This window comes from Pseudomonas lurida, from assembly GCF_002563895.1.
GTDB lineage: Bacteria > Pseudomonadota > Gammaproteobacteria > Pseudomonadales > Pseudomonadaceae > Aquipseudomonas > Aquipseudomonas lurida.
The window spans coordinates 4190500-4210117 of sequence record NZ_PDJB01000001.1; the positions used below are offsets into that span (position 1 = coordinate 4190500).

The window sequence follows — 19618 nt, forward strand, 5'->3', positions numbered from 1 at the left end:
AGAGATCACGCCAGCGAGACGTCCTTGAGGAACGCCTCCACGCGTGGGTTGTGGCCGCTGCGCAGGGCGCCCGGCGTGTCGTCGCAGACCACGCGGCCCTTCTCCATGAACACGATGCGGTCGGAAACCTTGAAGGCAAAGTTCATCTCGTGGGTGACGATCACCATGGTGATGCCCTCCTCGGCCAGGGCCTCGATCACTTGCAGCACTTCGTTGACTTTCTCCGGGTCGAGCGCCGAGGTCGGCTCGTCGAACAGCATGATCTGGGGGCGCATCATCAGGGCGCGGGCGATGGCCACGCGTTGCTGTTGGCCACCGGACAGCTGGTGCGGGTACTTCCAGGCGTGGTCGAGCATGCCGACCTTGTGCAGCAGCGCGTAGGCCTGTTGCTTGAGGTCGCAGGTCGCTCCCAGGCGGTGGTATTTGGGCGCCATCAGCAGGTTGTCGAGCACGCTCAAATGCGGGAACAGGTTGAAGCTCTGGAACACCATGCCGATGTTCAGGCGATGCTCGGCGTGCTCGATGTACTGGGGTTTGTGCGCGCCGACTTTATTCAAGTGAATGAACGGCTGGCCGTTGATCCGGATCTCGCCGTTATCCAGTTGCTCAAGGCCATTGAGCAAGCGGATCAGCGTGGTCTTGCCGGAGCCCGACGGGCCGATCACCGACACCACTTCACCCGGCTGGATCTGCAGGTTGACCGAGCCCAGCACCTCGATGTCGTTGTAGGCCTTGTGCAGCCGTGCGGCTTGCAGCGCGGGCTCGCCATTGGTGGCCGGGCGCGCCAAGGCCGTGCGCTGTTGAGTCGCGAGGGCCAGCACTGCTGCGTCGGGAACGCGGGAAACGTTGCGCTGGTTGACGTCGAGAAAGCGCTCCAGGCGCTTGAGCAGGAAGTCGAACACCGTGACGATAAACACGTAGAAGAATGCCACCGCCGCCATGGTTTCGATCACCAGGAAGTTCTGCGAATACAGGCGCTGGCCGACCATCAGGATCTCGGTCAGGGAGATCACCGACACCAGCGAGGTGAGCTTGACGATGGAGATGTATTCGTTGGCCAGCGACGGCAACGCCACCCGCAGCGCCTGGGGAATCACCACACGCCATTGGGTGCCGAAGAATTTCAGGCCCAGCGCCCGCGCCGCCTCGCCCTGCCCCTTGGGAATCGAAAGCAGGCCACCGCGATGGATCTCGGCCACGTAGGCGGTCTCGCAGATCACCAGGGCCAGCAGGCCGGACCAGAACGGGTCGGCCAGCACCGCCGACGTGCCGGGCAGCGCCTGGGGCAGGTTGTAGATAAAGATCAGCAGCACCAGCAGTGGCAGGCTGCGGAACAGCCAGATGTAGCCACGGGCCGGCACGCTGAGCAGGCCATGCTTGGATTGCTTGGCCAGCGCCAGCAGAAACCCCAGGCCAATGCTCAAGACCCAGGTCAGGGTACTGAGCTTGATCACCGTCCACGTCGCGCGCCAGAACTCGGCATCGGCCAGCAAACCAAACATGTAATTCCAGTCGAATGTCATCGTCGCCGTGCCCTGAGAAGTTGATCTACATCGATGGGTTCAGAGTCGTGGGGGGAGGCACTTGGGGTCAATTCGTAAAAGCCGGGGCACTGGGTAGGCAGAACCTATGCAGCTCAAAAGGGTGCACGCCGGAATTCACGGCGCGTCGCGCGCCGCATTTCGGTGCAAAACCGGGTTGCCGCGTGATCGTTACCGAGCTTCGCGAGCAAGCTCGCTCCGACAATCGCGCACCGCATGCGGGTCAAAAAAGCTCGGCGGTGCCATGCCGGGGATGTATTGGTCGGACACAAACATGCGGCACCGCTCGGCAAACGCCGACACCACCCGCGACAGCTGGGTATTGCTGGCCGTGGCGTAGCCCAGGCGCATCGGCCGGTGCGCGCCCGCCAGGCGCAGGCGAATCACGCGTTTGCCGTCCTGGGACATGTTCGATTTGGGCCGTGCATTCGCGAAGGAATAGCCGATCCCATTGCCAACCATGGCGCGCACCGTTTCGAGGTTGGTGGAACGCATGATGATGTTCGGCGTGGTGCCCGCCTGGATAAACAGGCTGAGGAAATAGTCGCGGCTCCACGGCGTGTCGAGCAGCACCACCGGGTAGGCCTCAAGGTCTTGCATGCTCACCGCCGGCAAGCTCGCCAGTGGGTGGTACTCGCCGACCATGACATAAGGCGGCAACTGCGCCAGGGGTTGGAAGTCGATGTCCGGGCTGGTCACCAGGTCGTAGGTCAGGGCAATGTCCAGCTCACCGCTGCGCAATTTCTCCAGCAATTCCTCGTGGTTGCCCTCGGCTTGCGTCAGCCGCACGCCGGGAAACGCACGGCCGAAACCGAACACCAATTCAGGCGTGATCATCGGCGCCAGCGACTCCAGGCAGCCCACCCGCAACGGCCCGCGCACGGTGTTCAATGACTCCGACGCTATGGTGTAGAGGTTGGTCATCTGCTCCAGGATCAGCTTGGCCTCCTGCATCACCAGGCGCCCTACTGCCGTGAGTGAAATGCCCTGGGCGTGGTGGCGGATAAACAGCTGGATACCCAATTCCGCCTCCATATGCGTGATCGCCGCCGAGATCGACGGCGACGACACGTGGATGCGCTCGGCGGCCGCACTGATGCTGCCCGCCTCTCCCGACGCAACGAAATACTCCAGTTGACGCTGAGTAATACGACTGAGCATTACGCCTGCCCCTCAACAATGACTGTACAGGTCACGTTGCAGGGTTCGTGCCGGGTCAGGCGCCAACCGATGACCTGCACGGGCTTCGGTTTTTCCTAAGCACTACCCCGCGCAAATGCTGGTTTCGCCGGAACCGGGGCGGTGTGAAGCTGGATTCATTCCGCTTCCCACGAGCCTCCGTCATGCCTACCCACACCCGCATCCGCATGTTCAACACCCGGCAGACCTACCCCAACCAGGCGCTGGACAACGACCTGTGCCAGGCCGTGCGCGCCGGCAATACCATTTACGTACGCGGTCAGATCGGCACCGACTTCGACGGCAACCTGGTCGGCCTTGGCGACCCGCGAGCCCAGGCCGAGCAGGCAATGAAAAACGTCAAGCAACTGCTTGAAGAGGCGGGCTCGGACCTGTCGCATATCGTCAAGACCACCACCTACTTGATCGACCCGCGTTACCGCGAGCCGGTGTACCAGGAAGTCGGCAAATGGCTCAAGGGCGTGTTCCCCATTTCAACCGGGCTGGTGATCTCCGGCCTGGGGCAACCGGAATGGTTGATGGAGATCGACGTGATCGCCGTGGTGCCGGACGACTGGACCGTATGAAAGCGGTAATCGCCCGCGAGCCTGGCGGCCCAGAGGTGCTGCAGGTGGTAGAGCGCCCTGTCCCGCCATTGCACGCCGGTGAAGTGCTGATTCGTGTAGCGGCGGCTGGGGTCAATCGGCCCGACCTGATGCAACGCAATGGCTCGCCCGTTCCCCCGGGTGTCACCGATGTGCTGGGCCTGGAAGCAGCGGGCATGGTTGTCGCGGTGGGCGCGGATGTGGATGAGTTCGCCACCGGCGATCGCGTGATGGCCTTGCTCAATGGCGGCGGCTACGCCGAATACTGCGTGGCGCAGGCGGCGCATTGCTTGCCGGTGCCTGCGGGCTTGTCACTGCACGATGCCGCTGGGGTGCCGGAAGCGGCTTTTGCCGTGTGGCATAACCTGTTTGAACTGGGCCGTTTGCGCAGTGGCGACACGGCGCTGATCCACGGTGCCGCGAGTGGCGTCGGCAGCTTTGCCGTGCAGTGTGCGCACGCCGCCGGTGCGCGAGTGATTGCCACCGCAGGCGGCCCGCAGAAAGTCGCGATGCTGCAAGCGCTGGGCGTATGGCGCGCGGTTGACCGTCACCTTGAAGACTTCGTCGACGCAGTAAACGACTGCACCGAAGGGCGCGGCGTCGACGTGGTGCTGGATAACGTCGGCGGCCCTTACGTGGCGCGCAACCTTGCCGCCATGGCCATGGGCGCTCGGCACGTGAGCCTGTCGTTCCTGCAAGGCGCCCGCATCGAGTTGGACTTACAGGTGCTGATGCGCAAAAACCTCAGCCTCACCTCCTCTACCCTGCGCCCCAAAAGCCATGCCGAAAAAGCCCGCCTGGCCGTGTGCATCCGTTCGCGTTTCCTGCCCTGGCTGGCCTCCGGTTTGGTGCGCCCGCAGGTCCATGCACTGTTGCCACTGGCTCAAGCCGCCGACGCGCACCGCCTGCTGGAAGCCAATGCCAATGTCGGCAAAGTCGTGCTGACCGTCGCCGAATAACCTGGAGCCCCCTCATGACCCACCGCGTGTTTTTCCTCAACGGGCCCAACGCCAACCTCTACGGGCAGGACAAAAACGGCACCTACGGCAGCGAAAGTTTCGCCAGCATCGAAGCCCGTTGCCAACGCCATGCCGCCGCGCTGGGCCTGAGCCTGGACTTTCGCCAGAGCAACCACGAAGGCGTGCTGGTGGACTGGCTCCAGGAAGCACGCATGAACGCCGACGCCATCGTGATCAACGCGGCCGGGCTGAGCTACAGCAGCGTGCCGATCCTTGACGCACTGCTGGCCTTCGACGGCCCGATCATCGAAGCGCACATGAGCAATATCTGGAAGCGCGAAAGCTTCCGGCATCACTCCTACGTGTCCAAAGCCGCTACCGGCGTGATCGCCGGGCTAGGGACGCTGGGTTATGAACTGGCACTGACTGCCGTCGCTGCGTTGCTGACATCTTGAAACCACAACGCATCAAGCCAGCGCCTTCGGTTGAAATCGATGTTGCAGACAAACCCTCACTTTCCAGGAACCGCCCATGTCAGTAGAAACCATCAACACCCTGGTAGTCGGCGCAGGCCAGGCCGGTGTCGCCATGAGCGAACACCTGTCCCTGATGGGCGTGCCCCACATCGTGCTCGAGCGCCACCGCATCGCCGAACGCTGGCGCTCGGAACGCTGGGACTCCCTCGTCGCCAACGGCCCGGCCTGGCACGACCGCTTCCCCGGCCTTGCTTTTGAAGGGATTTCACCCGAGGCCTTTCCACCGAAAGAACGCATGGCGGACTACTTCGAAGCCTATGTGCACCAGTTGCAGGCCCCCGTACGCACGGGTGTGGACGTACAGTCGGTGGAGCGCCATGTGGGCCGCCCCGGGTTCAAGGTCACCACCTCCGCTGGCGTGATCGAAGCCGCCAACGTAGTTGCTGCCACCGGCCCGTTCCAGCGCCCGTCCATCCCGAATATCGTCCCCGCCAGCGCGCCAATTCATCAACTGCATTCCTCTGCCTACAAGAACCCTGGCCAACTGCCCGAAGGTGCCGTACTCGTGGTCGGCGCCGGCGCTTCCGGCTCGCAGATCGCCGAAGAATTGCAAAAGGCCGGCAAGACCGTGTACCTCTCGGTCGGCGAACACTACCGCCCGCCCCGCGCCTACCGCAGCCGCGACTACTGCTGGTGGTTGGGTGCGCTGGGCCTGTGGGACGAAGTCAAAATCCAGCCGAAGAAGAAGCACGTGGCGTTTGCAGTAAGTGGCTATGAGGGTGGCAAGACCGTCGACTTCCGCCGACTCGCGCACCAAGGGATTCAACTGGTGGGCGTCACCCAGGATTGGGCGGACGGTGTCATGACGTTCCAGCCGGGCTTGGCCGAGAACGTGGCCGAAGGCGACCGCGCTTACTTTGATGTGCTGCGCGATGCAGATGCCTACATCGAGGCGAACGGGTTGCCGTTCCCCCTGGAGCCGCAAGCCTGGGAATTGTTGCCCGACCCGGAGTGCCTGGTGAATCCGACCCTCAGCCTGGATCTGGCTGAGGCCGGCGTGACCACCATCCTGTGGGCGACCGGTTTCACATTCGATTTCAGCTGGTTGAAAGTGGATGCGTTTGACGACAACGGCGAGCCGTTCCACAAGCGCGGGATTTCGGCGCAAAGCGGCATTTACTTTTTGGGGCTGCCGAACCTGGTCAACCGCGCGTCATCATTCATCTATGGGGTGTGGCACGATGCGAAGTACGTGGCGGACCATATCGTGTTGCAGAACGCGTACAAGGCCTACAAAAAGCCCGAGTAAGCAGGGGCGTTCTTTTCGCAACCACAACGCCCACACACAACGCCGCTCCCCTGTGGGCGTCGTCGAGCCTTGGCAAGGCTACGATGACCGCCAGCCACCGCCGGGATATGTCCTGCAGCAAGCTTCACCACCGTGCTCGATTGCCTACAGGTGCGTCAGAATCCGCCGGCTTTGTGTGTTTCCCCCGTCTACTAACCTGCGCACAGCTGGCCCCTCTGTTTAGTAGCCGGGAGGCTACGCTAGCTGAACGCTAGCGCTTCGAGTTTTTAACCCATCGATTCACGAGTCGTCGTAACCCTCTTACAACGACTCGCGATTTCATACAGTGCGTTCAGCCACGCTTGGGCAGCTTCCAGTTCGGCCGGATAAAGTGGCACGTATACCCATTAGGAATTCGCTCCAGATAATCCTGATGCTCCGGCTCCGCCTCCCAAAACGGTCCGGCCGGCTCGATCTCAGTCACCACCCGACCCGGCCATAGTTTCGAAGCCTCCACATCCGCAGCGGTATCCTCGGCAATATCGCGCTGCTGCTCGCTCAAGTAATAAATCGCCGAACGATAGCTCGGACCAACGTCATTGCCCTGACGGTTAGGCGTGCTCGGGTCATGGATCTGGAAAAAGAACTCAAGAATCTGCCGGTAGGTGATCACCGCCGGGTCAAATACGATTTCGATCGCTTCGGCATGGTTTCCGTGGTTGCGGTAGGTCGCGTTCGGCACGTCGCCGCCGGTGTAGCCGACGCGGGTCTGCAGCACGCCGGGGTAGCGTCGGAGCAGGTCTTGCATGCCCCAGAAGCAGCCGCCGGCGAGGATGGCGGTTTCGGTTGAATTGGTCATGGTCTGCCCTTGCGTTTGGTGGATACACACGTAGTTATGGGGCTGTGTTGGCCAATAGCAAGATTCACGCTCTTATCACGCAGCGAGCCGAGACCTCAGGGTTTGAAGTTTTTCATCAGTTTGAACAGATGGCCGGGCCAGATCCAGCGTGCCTTGGGCGGGTCGCGGGTGTCTGCGAGGCTGCCCAGGAGCGTGTGAGTGGGCAACTCACCGGCAAGAACCTCCGAGGTCGAACGCTGTTGCACTTGATCGCTCTGCAGGTCAGTGACTTTGTATATCCGGCCATTGGACTTATCCATCGTATAGCCGGCGGCCTTGCCGTATTCGGTGAGGTTCCAGACCCCGTTGACGACGTCGGTGATCACCTTGGAGGGGGGTAGCTTTATGTCCTTGTGCGTGGTGGTGACGATATGGTCCGCGGCCTTGGCGTATTCAAAGGTGGCGAACTCACTGCCGAGTGGGGGTTGATCCGCGCCTTCACTGGAGAATATTTTCACCATTCGCTCCAGGAACGGTATGCCGCCAATATGGGTGAACGCCCCGTTGTCTGGACTCAGAATGTGTCGCACGAAGCCCTGGTCGATACGGGTGCTGCTGAACGCTGAACTGGTCAAAACGCTTGAGGCAATGGCGGCGTCCTCAGGCTTGAAATCGAACGTTGTCCAATACTCGTCTACGTAGTAGCCATTACTGCCAATGAGCTGGCGACCGTCGCTGTAATGACGATAGTTTGCGAGTGCATGAACCAAGAGGTCGACGTGACGTAGATCCGCACCTTCTGACTGTGCATGAGCGTACATATCCGATATCAAAGCACGGTCATCCCGCGTGAGGAATTCGCTGCGCCGTTGAGCGCCATTCTCAAAGGTCGCAGGTGGATGGGCGACGGGTGGTTCGCTGCCGCGAAACAAGCGCGAAATCATAATCTCGTAACCCGTAGCGGGGGGTGACTTCGTACCCGAATTGGCTGAAGACTCCATCGACTGTATCGATTCCCACGCCGCCCGTCGCTCGTTAACCGTGAAGGCGCCACCGTTGTCGCGGGCGATCAGGTTGAGTTGATCTCGCCCTAGGCCGTTGAAGGGGTTGCTGTCATGCCCATTGAGGAAACCGGTCGCTTGTCGCGCACGTGCCAAGAGTTCCGGGTGGCGGGTAGTTGGAATCTCTGCGTCATGTTGCGCCTTATTGGCGAAATACTTATTGTCGGTGATCGCCTCGAGTGAATCGGCGCTCTGTTGGCCCAGTGGTATTTCAGCCCGTATTGCTGCCTCATTCAATTGACGCGCCAGGATCGAGACGGTGGCGATGCCGTTATTGCTTGTGGCAGTGAGCGCATCAGTGCTGCCATTATCAGACGAGACCGCGGACGCAGTAGCAACGCTTGGGGAATCACTCGTCACGCGGGTGTTAGACGATGATGCAGAAGGATTGATAGTGATCATTAGAATTCACCTTGCTTAACGGCATGTGAACGTTCATACAAAAGGTTTCGCGCCGCTACAGTGCACTCGCAGTTGAAATAACTACGAGTGCCACGCCGCTAATTAATACCGATATTTAAATGTCACAGAATCGACGCCAGCAGGACGAGCATAAGGTGGCGTACCACCCAATACCCTGTGATAAATCGTGACTTTCGAACCATGACCGAAGGACTGATCATTAAAAACCATTAACACACCCGAAGAATTCGGGGAGATAGTTTCACAGTTTTTTTCGGCGCTGAAAGGACGAAAATAACATAATTCCACGTCATCCCTAAGCGTCCCAGGATAATACGTCGTACTCCAGCGAATCTCTAGCAACTGCTTGGGATCATTAAGTGTTCCAGGGGGAATATCGGGATACAAAACATTGAAGTTCGCAAAACCGACACCAGGATCAGTGTGGGAGTTAGATAATACGAGCACTTGCCCTGGTGCTCCCGACTTAGTAATAGAAAACTCCGTCGCCCATGCGATCTCTTTTGTAAACACCACTAAAACAGCAAGTACGGCGAGCGAGAACCGATTTGCACGGTTGCGGCCTGCATATACAATCGAGCTTTTCATAATCTTCACCCTAGCATCAGAAGTTAGTACCTGAGGTTCCAATCATTCCAGCAGTAGGAATCACACCCCTACCCTTGCACGATTTTTCAATTCAAGTAAGGCACTCACTTCCTAAAAGCATGAAGTCCCTATCTGTAATACTTGCAAGTAGGACTTCGTCAGCAACTTCCTAGTCCCGCCTCTGCTCTATTAAAACGCCCTGTTTCAAGGCATGATGTGCCCTCACATCAAGGACGATAAAAACTGTGAAACACACCCTCACCGCGCTACTGCTGGTTTGCCTGGCAACGCCTGTATTCGCCGATACCACCTCTATCGGCTTCAAGAACATCACCGTCGCCGATGCGCAGCGCCCTTTGCAAATGGTCGTCTGGTACCCCACCGCCACCACCACGACACCGGAGCTGATCCGCGATGACGCAGTGTTCTTCGGCGCCCTCGCGGTGCCCGACGCGCCAGCAGAGAGCCGCGAACACCCCTTGGTGGTGCTGTCCCACGGCTACGGCGGTAACTGGGGCAATCAGGTATGGCTGGCCAGCGCCTTGGCCCACGAGGGTTACATCGTGGCGGCGCTGAACCACCCCGGCACTACCAGCAAAGACCGCAGCCCCCAGGCTGCCGCGCAGTTGTGGGAACGGCCCAAAGACGTGAGCCGGGCCATCGATGCAGTGATCGCCCAGCCGACGCAATTCGGTGCAGTCGCGAAAGGCCACATCGCCGTGGTGGGCCATTCCATCGGCGGCTGGACCGCCATGGAAATCGCCGGTGCCCGTTTCGACCCGGACCTTTTCGCCCGGGACTGCAATGCCCATCCCAAGCTGGGCGGTTGCATCGGCTACCAGCAGATAAAACCCGCCGAGACACCGACTGCGAAGGCCCAACTGGCCGCAGCCCTGCGCGACGTACGTGTCGGCGCCGTGGTGACATTGGACCTGGGTCTCTCGCGCGGCCTCACCGACGCCAGCCTGGCCGCACTGCCGGTGCCGGTACTGGTGATCGCGGGCGGCGTACCCACGGAGGATATGGACCCCAACCTGGAGTCTGCCGACATGGTCCGGCGCCTGCCAAAAGCATCGACGCACTACGTAGAGATCACCGACGCCACGCACTTCAGCTTTATGTCGATCTGCAAGCCGGGCGGCATGGCGTTGATCGAGGAAGACTCGCCAGGCGATGGCATGATCTGCCGGGATGGTGAGGGCGCGCGACCGAGGGCGGTTATTCAGCAGCAGGTGGTGGCGTTGATCGATGAATTTCTGGCGCGCTCCTTTCACCCTTGAAGAAGGCGCAATCACCTGAAACATCGCGATGAAGCCCCCGGAGTGATCGTGGATACCCCCAAAGACGCCTCGTTCGCCTACCAAGCGGTGTATCGCTACCTCGTCGAGATGATCGAGGCCAGCCCTGCGCAAGGCGAGCAGAAGTTACCGTCGCTGCGCCAGTTGGCGCAGCGCCTCGGCGTGTCGGTATCGACGACCAAGTACGCCTACTCGCTGCTCGAGGATGAAGGCCGGGTTTACGCCAAGCCCAAGTTCGGCTACTTCACGCGTTGGGTGCCGGGGCCTTTATCGACTGGACACCCGCCGACCCTGCTCGACCAAGTCTTTGCCAGCGCCCGGCAGCCAGGCATGCTGGCCCTGAGCAGCGACGCCCCTGCGATGCTGCTCTCGCTGGAAAACCCGCTGCTGATGATCGAGCGGGAACTGGCGCGCCTTTACCCGCGTTCACTCAGCCCGCTCTATCTGCCGTTCGGTGAGCCAGAGTTGCGCGCGGCGTTGGCCGAGCACTACACCTGTTCCACTGCCAACTATTGGCAGGCCGACCAGGTGTACATCGGCGCGGACCTGCACAGTGTGCTGGAGTTGTCGCTCAATGCCCTGGGGCTGGAGGGCACGGTGGCGCTGGTGGAATCGCCGTGCTCATGGGCGATCCTGCGCCAGTTGCAGGCGGCGCACATCCGCGTGATCGAAGTGCCCCTGGACGCCGACGGGCGCTTCGACCTGGTCGCGCTCGATGAACGGCTCAGGCAGGAGCCCATCCGCCTGGCGGTGCTGTCGTCGACCGTGAACATCCCCCATGGCAGCCGCATGCCAGCTGAGGATAAACAGCAGATCTGCCAGTGGCTCGCTGAGCGGGATATCTGGTTGTTCGAAAACGACACGTACGGCGAGTTGTACTTCACCCCCCAGCCGGCCCGCTACCGTGACTTTGCCGACCGGCAGAAACTGTTGGTGTTCTCGACCTTCGACAAGGTGATCGGCGCCGAGGCGCCCTACGGTTATGTGCTGTGCCGAGGGCATGGGCCACAGTTGCAGCGGTTGTTCATGAAGCGGGCGTTTCGACTCTCGCCGATCCGCCAGAAAGCTATCGCAAAACTGTTCACCTCCCAGCGCATCGACCCGCATCTGCACAAGCTGCGGGCGGTGCTGCAAGCAAGCATGACGCGTATGAACACCCTGCTGGACGAACACAGCCAGGGTACCTTCGAGGTGGTGATGCCCCAAGGCGGTGCGAGCTTCTGGCTGGAGGCCAAGCACCCGGTCGACATGCACCGGGTGTTCGAACGCCTGCTGGCCGAACGCATCGTCATCGCCCCCGGTGAGTTGTTCAGCCAGCAAGGCGCCTGGAAACAGCATGTGCGCCTGAGCTTTACCCTGGATTGGAGCAAGGACATCGCCCAGGCCGTGGAGCAACTAGCGCGGGCAATCCGTCACAGCCCGTAACAGTGCCGCGCCTCAGGGAAGCGACCATGGCGCACGTCTTCGGCAAACCGCTCGCACGCGTCACGAATCACCGCGCCGACATCCGCGTACTGTTTGACGAAGCGCGGCAGGTGTTCGCCGCCCAGGCCCAGCACATCTTCAGTGACCAGCACTTGGCCGTCACAGGCCGGTGAAGCGCCAATGCCGATGGTGGGCATTGTCGAGTCGAGGGTGATCTGCCGCGCAACACCTTCAGCCACCCCTTCGAGCAACAGGCTGAACGCGCCCGCTTGCAGGTTGGCCCGAGCGTCCTCGACTATCACGGCGCCGGTTTCAGCGGTGAGGCCCTGGGCCTTGAAACCGCCCATCACATTGACGAACTGGGGCATCAACCCCACGTGAGCCATCACCGGAATACCGCGCGCCACCAGAAACTCGACGGTGCCCGCCAACGCCTGGTTGGCTTCCAGCTTGACGGCGTCGCAACCGGTGCGCGCCAGTACCTGGGCGCAGTTGCGGAAGGCCTGCTCGTTGGATTCCTGATAACTGCCGAACGGCATGTCGGCGATGACACAGGCCAGGTGCGTGCTATCGACCACCGCCCGGGTGTGGCCGATGATTTCTTCGAGTTGCATGCTCAACGTCGAAGGCCGGCCATAACCGACCATGGCCGTGGAATCGCCCACCAGGATGAAGTCGACCAACGGATCGATCAGCTTGGCGATGGCGCTGGAGTAAGCCGTCAGGGAGACGATCTTCTGCTGGCCCTTCATGGCGACCAGTTGCGGGACAGTCATGCGCTTGGTGCGGGTATGGATGCTCATCAGTGTCTTCCGTTATGCGCTGGAGGACCCGATTATTGGTGAAAGCAACGGCGATTCAATGCACAGATTGGCGCTAAAAAGCGACCCAGGGGACGGCGTCGGATTTTAAGCTGGTATCATCCCGAGCCTGAACAACCCGGGTAGAAAGACATGAATCGCCAGAAAAAACTGCAGCAGCTCTTCAAGGCCAAAGCCAAGAAGGCCAGCGCCAAATTGGCGCCGAAGAAAAAGGATACGTACATCAGCAAGGCAGATCGGGAAAGGCTGGCGGCCGAAGCGGCCCAGGCGCCCAGCCTTCCACCTGAAAGCTGATTCAGCAACCGCTCAGCGCCACCTGCGGTCGCTCGCCCGCAAAGAAGAACGGCCGCAGACGCACGCCAACGCTGTTGCCGATAAACGCCGCCACCAGCCATACCCAGCCATGCAGGCTGCCCGAGGCGATGCCGCTGAAATACGCGCCGATGTTGCAGCCGTAGGCCAGGCGCGAGCCATAGCCGAGCAACAGGCCGCCGATTACCGCCGCCACCAGCGAGCGCGCTGGAATTTTCAGGCTGGGGGCAAATCGCCCGGCCAGGCCGGCCGCCAACAGCGCACCGAGGACGATGCCGATGTCCATCACACTGGTGATGTCTTCCCACACCGGTGCGGCCAGGGCCTTGGCGTTGCCCGGCATCTGCCAGAACGCCCAGCTGGCCACGTCTACACCCAGGCCGCTCGCAACCTTGGCACCCCACAAGGCGAACGCTGAAGTAATGCCCCACGGCCGCCCCGCCAATGCCAGGGTGGCGTAGTTAAGCAAAGCCAAGCCGATGGCGCCCCACACCAATGGCCACGGCCCGCGCAGGAAGCGGCGCACGCCTTGGTGCTCGCTTTTTACACCCTCTTCCAGCTGACCGTGGCGGCCCTTCTCCAGGCGAACCGTCACCAGCGCAATGATCGCGAACACCGCCAGGCTCAAGCCCAACGCCGGCACCACGCCGAAACTCTTGACGATGGACACTGCCGGGAAGGCCGGGAGCGCGAACCACCAATCCACGTGGTGCGTGGCAATCAACGACCCGCAGATAAAGAACAACAGCGTCACCAGCATGCGCGCATTACCGCCGCCCACGGTGAACAGCGTGCCCGACGCACAACCGCCGCCCAGTTGCATGCCGATCCCGAAAATGAACGCCCCGAACACCACCGACACCCCGGCCGGCGCCACCAACCCGACCACTGGCTGCCCGAATAACGTGCCCGCCCCCAACGCCGGGAAGAACAGCAGCACCGCCACCGCCAGCATCACCATCTGCGCGCGCAGGCCGGCGCCGCGCCGATCATTGATGAAGACGCGCCACGCCGAGGTGAACCCGAAGGCGGCGTGGTAAAGGGTCAAGCCCAGCGCGGCGCCAACCACCAGCAATAGCACCTGGCGCGAGCCGACCATGTTTTGCAGGAACAGGGCGCCAAGCACCAGGATGATAAAGGCCACCAGCGGCGCGACAGGCTTGCGCGCGGGGGTGAGAGAAAGAGTGCTCATGGAGTATCTCGGGCAGTTTGAATGGGTTGGTTGCGAGTGGGCGAGTATACCCCGTGGGGCGAAATACAGTGTGGGGGCCGGCGAGGCTGCGATGGCGGTGTGTCAGGCGATGGAAAGGCCAGCCGTGCCGCCGCCTTCGCAGCCTCGCTGGGGCTCGACAGCTCCCACAGTTGATCTTCGTTGTGGCTCAAATTTCGGTCTACAAAGCAGATCCCTTGTGGGAGCTGTCGAACTTTGGCGAGGCTGCGATTACGGCGTGTCAGGCAATGGAAAGGCCAGCCGTGCCGCCGCCTTCGCAGCCTCGCTGGGGCTCGACAGCTCCCACAGTTGATCTTCGTCGTGGCTCAAATTTCTGTCTACAAAGCAGACCCCTTGTGGGAGCTGTCGAGCTTTGGCGAGGCTGCGATGGCGGTGGGTCAGGCGATGGAAAGGCCAGCCGTGCCGCCGCCTTCGCAGCCTCGCTGGGGCTCGACAGCTCCCACAGTTGATCTTCGTCGTGGCTCAAATTTCTGTCTACAAAGCAGATCCCTTGTGGGAGCTGTCGAGCTTTGGCGAGGCTGCGATTACGGTGTGTCAGGCAATGGAAAGGCCAGCCGTGCCGCCGCCTTCGCAGCCTCGCTGGGGCTCGACAGCTCCCACAGTTGATCTTCGTCGTGGCTCAAATTTCTGTCTACAAAGCAGACCCTTTGTGGGAGCTGTCGAGCTTTAGCGAGGCTGCGAAGGCGGTGGGTCAGGCGATGGAAAGGCTAGCCGTGCCGCCGCCTTCGCAGCCTCGCTGGGGCTCGACAGCTCCCACAGTTGATCTTTGTCGTGGCTCAAATTTCTGTCTACAAAGCAGATCCCTTGTGGGAGCTGTCGAGCTTTGGCGAGGCTGCGAAGGCGGTGTGTCAGGCAATGGAAAGGCCAGCCGTGCCGCAGCCTTCGCAGCCTCGCTGGGGCTCGACAGCTCCCACAGTTGATCTTCGTTGTGGCTCAAATTTCCATCTACAAAGCAGATCCCTTGTGGGAGCTGTCGAGCTTTAGCGAGGCTGCGATGGCGGTGGGTCAGGCGATGGAAAGGCTAGCCGTGCCGCCGCCTTCGCAGCCTCGCTGGGGCTCGACAGCTCCCACAGTTGATCTTTGTCGTGGCTCAAATTTCTGTCTACAAAGCAGATCCCTTGTGGGAGCTGTCGAGCTTTGGCGAGGCTGCGATGGCGGTAGGTCAGGCAATGTAAATGCCGGCGGTGCCGCCTTCGCAGCCTCGCTGGGGCTCGACAACGCCCACATTGATCTTCACTGTGGTGGGTAGCTGCGCCTGCCGCGCTATGCACCCAGGCATTGTGCAAATCGTTCCGTCGGCTTGAGGAGTCCCCGATACAACCATGAGTTTCCTCGGCACCTTCCGCTCCCTGCGAAGCCCCAATTACCGCATCTGGGCCGCCGGTGCACTGGTTTCCAATATCGGCACCTGGATGCAACGCACCGCCCAGGATTGGTTGGTGCTGACCCAGCTCACTGCGCACAACGCCGCCGCTGTCGGCATCGTCATGTCGTTGCAGTTCGGGCCGCAACTGCTGTTGCTGCCGTGGACCGGCTTTGCCGCCGACCACTATGACCAGCGCAAACTGCTGATCGTGACCCAGGCGGTCATGGGCCTGCTGGCACTGACGTTGGGGGTGTTTACCATCACCGGGTTCGTCGAGCTGTGGCATGTGTATGTGTTCGCGTTTCTGTCCGGCTGCGCCTCGGCATTCGATGCACCGGTGCGGCAGATCTTCGTCGCGGAGTTGGTCGGCGAGAAGGACTTGTCCAACGCCATCGCGCTCAACTCCACCTCGTTCAATATGGCCCGCATGATCGGCCCGGCGGTGGCCGGCCTGACGATCGCATCGGTAGGCACCGGCTGGGCGTTCCTGCTCAATGGCAGCAGTTTCTTTGCGGTGCTGGCTTCGCTGTTTTTGCTGCGGGTCTCGGGGCAGCACGCCAAGGTCCGCGCCTTGCGCACCAAGGGCAGCCTCACCGAAGGGTTGCGATATGTGTGGGCGCGACCGGACTTGAAGGCGATCCTGCTGATGCTGTTCCTGATTGGCACCTTCGGCATGAACTTCCCGATCTTCATCTCGACCATGGCGGTCCGCGTGTTCGATACCGATGCGCGCGGCTACGGCCTGCTGTCCTCGACGCTGGCCATCGGCACTATCGCCGGCGCACTGATCGCGGCTGGCCGTGAACGCCCACAGTTCAGCTCGCTGCTCAACGGTGCGGCGATATTCGGGATTGGCTGCACCTTGGCAGCCCTGGCGCCGAACTACTGGCTGTTCGCGGTGGCGCTGGTGATCATCGGCGTGGGTGCCATGACCTTCAGCAACACCACCAACAGCCTGATGCAGCTCACGACCGAGCCGGCGATGCGCGGCCGAGTGATCGCCCTGCGCGTGGGCGTGGCCCTGGGTGGAACGCCGATCGGTGCGCCGATTGTCGGTTGGGTCGCTGACCACCTGGGGCCACGTTGGGCGCTGGGGGTGGGTGCGTTGGCAGGGATACTTGCCGTGGGGGTGGCGCTCTATACCCTCAAGCGCCAACTGGATCGACCCGCCTCGATCATGTCCGCCCCACCGAACCCGAAACCGGAAGATCCCCCAACAACTTGAGCCCGGTGCTCTTCACAAAGGTGTCGTAGTCCATCGGTTTCTGGATCCGCGTCTCGGCGTTGGGCAGCACATACGCCCAGGCACGCTTGCTTGAGGCGTCATACACCAGCTTGAACAGGCGCGTCGGCACCCAGACCTTGTTGTCGCCGATGGTGCCGTAGCCGGCATCGAACAGCGGGCCGGTGAACACATACACATCCCCCCCCGCACGCTTGGCGAATTTGCGCACGTCGGCCTCGACTTTGCTCCAGACCTTGCGGTTGTTGGTGGGGTCTTGCGGCACCATGTTCGACAGCGCGAAGGACTGGGCCATGGCATGGGCGTTCGGCGCATCGGCAGCCGGGGCCTGGTGGCCGCGGTCCACGGCCGGGTGCTGGCTGCGGTAGTCACTCAGCTCCGCACGCCCAGCCTTGGGGATGCGAGGGTCGGGGTAGAACTGGTTGGTGCGCTCTTCGCCTTTGGCGTCTTTCAACTGCGCGGCATTCAGGCGCTCGACCACCACCAGCGGTGTCTTGCTGGTTTGCGAGTACAGCACCGCAAAGGTGTCGGAACACAGGGCCAGGGGTTTCATCGACGCCGGGACGGTGGCTGTGTTGATCGGGGTGGTAGCGGGGAAAAGTTGGGCGCAACCGTCGAACGAGCTGCGTTGTTGCGTGGGGGTGTAGGGATTGGCCAGGCTGCGTGCGTCTACAGCGGTGGAAAGCAAAACAAGGGCCGACAGCCCGACTGCAATATTGCGTAGGTACATGCGTTAGATCTTATGGTGAGGGTAAACGGACAAGCGCGAATGTTCGTGCGGGGCCTATGACCCTTATAGGGCTGTTTGGTGCCGCAAGGCTCACGGATAAGGTTGAACCTCTCCTACACGAAGGGGCTCAGAACCCTACATCCTCGGGAGAACATTATGACCCAGACAGCCCTAGTCGTTGGCGCCAGCGGCATCGTTGGCAGCGCCATCACCCAGTTACTGCTCGATAATCAGTGGCAAGTCGCCGCGCTGTCCCGTAGCCCGTCCCAAGTGCCCGGCGTGATCCCGGTAGCCGCCGACCTGCAAGACCCGGCGTCTGTACAGCAGGCACTGGCCGAGTTGAAACCCTCGCATGTGTTTATCACCACCTGGTCACGCCAGGCCACGGAGGCCGAGAACATCCGCGTCAACGCCGCGATGGTGCGCAACGTGCTGGACGCGGTGCGCCCCGCCAGCAGCGTGCAGCATGTGGCGCTGGTCACCGGTTTGAAGCACTACCTCGGCCCCTTCGAGAACTATGGCAAGGGCAGCCTGCCGCAAACCCCGTTCCGCGAAGAACAAGGCCGTCTGGACGTGGAGAATTTCTACTATGCCCAGGAGGACGAGGTGTTCGCTGCGGCCGAGAAAGATGGGTTCACCTGGAGCGTGCACCGCCCGCACACCGTCACCGGCGTGGCCGTGGGCAATGCGATGAACATGGCGACCACCCTCGCCGTCTACGCCAGCGTGTGCAAACACACCGGGCGCCCGTTCGTGTTTCCAGGCTCCCGCGTGCAATGGGACAGCCTCACCGACATGACCGATGCGCGGCAATTGGCCAAGCAACAGCTGTGGGCGGCCACCACACCGGCGGCCGCCAACCAGGCGTTCAACATCACCAATGGCGATGTATTCCGCTGGCAATGGATGTGGGGGCAGATTGCGGATTATTTTGGCCTTGCGCCGGCAGAGTTCCCCGCCGCGCCCGCCCCGCTCGAACGCCAGATGGCCGACGACCAGGCCATCTGGCGCCAGATCGCGGCGCAACACGGGCTGAAAGAAGCGGACATCAGCCGGCTCATCTCGCCGTGGCACACCGACGCCGACCTGGGACGGCCGATCGAGGTCGTCACCGATATGTCCAAGAGCCGCAAGCTGGGCTTCACCGCCTACCAGGCCAGCGACCAGGCCTTTTTCGACGTGTTCGATCAGTTGCGTGATGCGCGGCTGATTCCTTAACCCGACAGCGGCAGCGACACCACAAATTCGCTGCCCTTGCCATGCCCCTCACTCATGCCCGTGACGGTACCGCCATGGGCTTCGACCAGTTCGCGCACCACAGTCAAGCCAATGCCCAGGCCGGCACTGTTGAAACCGATTGCGTGGGCGTCCTGCACATAAGGATCAAAAATGAACGGCAAGGCCTTGGCGGTCACACCGATGCCATTGTCGGCAATGCTGATCCTCAATCGCCCAGCGTCCACGCTCACCACCATCGCGATAGTGCCACCCGCCTGGGTGTACTTGGCCGCGTTGCCTAGCAGGTTGTGAAGGATCTGTGCGAGTCGCACGGGGTCGCCGTTGATAGTCAGGGTCGCGTCGGGAAGCGCCACATCGAATTGCTGCCTACGCGCGATCATCACCGGGCTGCAGGCGTCGACGGCGGCATTCAGGATGCGCAGCATGTCCACCTCGCGGCGGTGAATGCGCAGTTTTCCGGTGCTGGCGCGCGAGACATCCAGCAAGTCGTCGACCAGTTGGGAAATATGCTGGACTTGGCCTTCGATCAACTCGCGCATGCGTGGCAGTTGGTCGCTGGGTAGCCTGACCATGCGCTCGGCAATCAGGCTGATGGGCGTCAGTGGGTTGCGCAGTTCATGGGCAACCATCGCCAGGATGCTTTTCTGCTGGCCCAACGCACGTTCGGCAGTGGCTTGAAGCTCCTGGGCGCTGAGTGCGGCGATCACCAGTTGCGCATTGGCTTCGCGCAATTCCTGGAACAATTGTTGCTCCTCGACCTGAGGCGCCGCCACCGCGTCGGATTGCGCCAGCAGTATCGCCAGCACCAACTGCTGGTTGGCCTCAATCAGTTGCTCGACGTGCTGGGAATCCTCCAAGCGGGTGTTGGCGTCAGTCAGTTGTTGCTGCAGCGCGGCCAGTACGGCGCGGGCCTCAACCGTTTTCTGGCCGAGCATGAACAACTCATGGGCGGCACTGGCCACCTCACGCTTGTCCCCGCCCGCGCCTTTACTCAT

At 61.6% G+C, this 19618-nt stretch carries 18 protein-coding genes; 9 read left to right on the plus strand and 9 right to left on the minus strand.

What is annotated here, in order from left to right; all coding sequences use genetic code 11:
- Positions 1-5 precede the first annotated feature (5 nt).
- Positions 6-1523, minus strand: coding sequence for an amino acid ABC transporter permease/ATP-binding protein (locus ATH90_RS18965; RefSeq protein WP_098467017.1), 1518 nt, complete (start codon positions 1521-1523; stop codon positions 6-8).
- A 189-nt stretch (positions 1524-1712) separates the two neighbouring features.
- Entirely contained in the window at positions 1713-2702 is a 990-nt protein-coding gene (locus tag ATH90_RS18970; RefSeq protein WP_034107694.1) for a LysR family transcriptional regulator, read from the minus strand.
- Positions 2703-2884: 182 nt separating this feature from the next.
- Between ATH90_RS18970 and ATH90_RS18975 the strand changes: the two genes are divergently transcribed.
- The 4 genes from ATH90_RS18975 (at position 2885) to ATH90_RS18990 (ending at position 6069) form a co-directional block, all read left to right on the plus strand.
- A complete protein-coding gene (locus tag ATH90_RS18975; protein WP_065904398.1) occupies positions 2885-3307 on the plus strand; it encodes a RidA family protein in 423 nt (140 codons plus the stop codon).
- A complete protein-coding gene (locus ATH90_RS18980) occupies positions 3304-4284 on the plus strand; it encodes an NAD(P)H-quinone oxidoreductase (RefSeq protein ID WP_098467018.1) in 981 nt (326 codons plus the stop codon). The genes ATH90_RS18975 and ATH90_RS18980 overlap by 4 nt, the downstream gene beginning before the upstream one ends.
- A gap of 14 nt (positions 4285-4298) precedes the next feature.
- Positions 4299-4739, plus strand: coding sequence for a type II 3-dehydroquinate dehydratase (locus tag ATH90_RS18985; RefSeq protein WP_069077870.1), 441 nt, complete (start codon positions 4299-4301; stop codon positions 4737-4739).
- Between the two features lie 76 nt (positions 4740-4815).
- The gene (locus ATH90_RS18990; protein WP_034107702.1) at positions 4816-6069 is read left to right on the plus strand and encodes a flavin-containing monooxygenase; all 1254 of its coding nucleotides are present in this window, start codon (positions 4816-4818) and stop codon (positions 6067-6069) included.
- Between the two features lie 331 nt (positions 6070-6400).
- Here ATH90_RS18990 and msrA read toward each other — a convergent pair whose 3' ends face one another.
- The 3 genes from msrA to ATH90_RS29175 all read right to left on the minus strand — a co-directional run bounded on the left by msrA (position 6401) and on the right by ATH90_RS29175 (position 8958).
- Positions 6401-6907 (minus strand): peptide-methionine (S)-S-oxide reductase MsrA, encoded by a 507-nt coding sequence (gene msrA / locus ATH90_RS18995; protein ID WP_034107703.1) that lies wholly within the window; start codon positions 6905-6907, stop codon positions 6401-6403.
- A 95-nt stretch (positions 6908-7002) separates the two neighbouring features.
- The gene (locus ATH90_RS19000; RefSeq protein ID WP_098467019.1) at positions 7003-8349 is read right to left on the minus strand and encodes a hypothetical protein; all 1347 of its coding nucleotides are present in this window, start codon (positions 8347-8349) and stop codon (positions 7003-7005) included.
- 102 nt (positions 8350-8451) lie between these two features.
- A complete protein-coding gene (locus ATH90_RS29175) occupies positions 8452-8958 on the minus strand; it encodes a hypothetical protein (protein ID WP_141537499.1) in 507 nt (168 codons plus the stop codon).
- 245 nt (positions 8959-9203) lie between these two features.
- Between ATH90_RS29175 and ATH90_RS19005 the strand changes: the two genes are divergently transcribed.
- Together ATH90_RS19005 and ATH90_RS19010 are read left to right on the plus strand one after the other, a co-directional pair.
- Positions 9204-10238 (plus strand): alpha/beta hydrolase family protein, encoded by a 1035-nt coding sequence (locus tag ATH90_RS19005; protein ID WP_098467020.1) that lies wholly within the window; start codon positions 9204-9206, stop codon positions 10236-10238.
- 48 nt (positions 10239-10286) lie between these two features.
- A complete protein-coding gene (locus ATH90_RS19010) occupies positions 10287-11681 on the plus strand; it encodes an aminotransferase-like domain-containing protein (protein ID WP_098467699.1) in 1395 nt (464 codons plus the stop codon).
- On the opposite strand, the gene panB is transcribed toward ATH90_RS19010, so the two are convergent.
- Positions 11669-12484 carry a 3-methyl-2-oxobutanoate hydroxymethyltransferase gene (gene panB, locus ATH90_RS19015; protein ID WP_098467021.1) on the minus strand — a complete coding sequence of 272 codons (816 nt, stop codon included), beginning with the start codon at positions 12482-12484 and terminating at the stop codon, positions 11669-11671. The genes ATH90_RS19010 and panB overlap by 13 nt on opposite strands.
- 150 nt (positions 12485-12634) lie before the next feature.
- Here panB and ATH90_RS19020 point away from each other — a divergent pair, with 150 nt between their 5' ends.
- Positions 12635-12796 carry a DUF2986 domain-containing protein gene (locus ATH90_RS19020; protein WP_069077874.1) on the plus strand — a complete coding sequence of 54 codons (162 nt, stop codon included), beginning with the start codon at positions 12635-12637 and terminating at the stop codon, positions 12794-12796.
- Between the two features lies 1 nt (position 12797).
- Here ATH90_RS19020 and ATH90_RS19025 read toward each other — a convergent pair whose 3' ends face one another.
- On the minus strand, positions 12798-14006 hold the full coding sequence (locus tag ATH90_RS19025) for a YeeE/YedE family protein (protein WP_034107708.1): 1209 nt from the start codon (positions 14004-14006) through the stop codon (positions 12798-12800).
- A 1361-nt stretch (positions 14007-15367) separates the two neighbouring features.
- Here ATH90_RS19025 and ATH90_RS19030 point away from each other — a divergent pair.
- On the plus strand, positions 15368-16636 hold the full coding sequence (locus tag ATH90_RS19030) for an MFS transporter (protein WP_098467022.1): 1269 nt from the start codon (positions 15368-15370) through the stop codon (positions 16634-16636).
- Here the strand turns inward: ATH90_RS19030 and ATH90_RS19035 are convergent.
- Positions 16587-17384 (minus strand): DNA/RNA non-specific endonuclease, encoded by a 798-nt coding sequence (locus ATH90_RS19035; protein ID WP_034107712.1) that lies wholly within the window; start codon positions 17382-17384, stop codon positions 16587-16589. The two genes, ATH90_RS19030 and ATH90_RS19035, sit on opposite strands and share 50 nt — an antisense overlap.
- A 156-nt stretch (positions 17385-17540) precedes the next feature.
- Here ATH90_RS19035 and ATH90_RS19040 point away from each other — a divergent pair, with 156 nt between their 5' ends.
- The gene (locus ATH90_RS19040; protein WP_034107714.1) at positions 17541-18602 is read left to right on the plus strand and encodes an SDR family oxidoreductase; all 1062 of its coding nucleotides are present in this window, start codon (positions 17541-17543) and stop codon (positions 18600-18602) included.
- On the opposite strand, the gene ATH90_RS19045 is transcribed toward ATH90_RS19040, so the two are convergent.
- Positions 18599-19618, minus strand: a complete 1020-nt coding sequence (locus tag ATH90_RS19045; RefSeq protein WP_098467023.1) for a sensor histidine kinase — start codon at positions 19616-19618, stop codon at positions 18599-18601. The genes ATH90_RS19040 and ATH90_RS19045 overlap by 4 nt on opposite strands.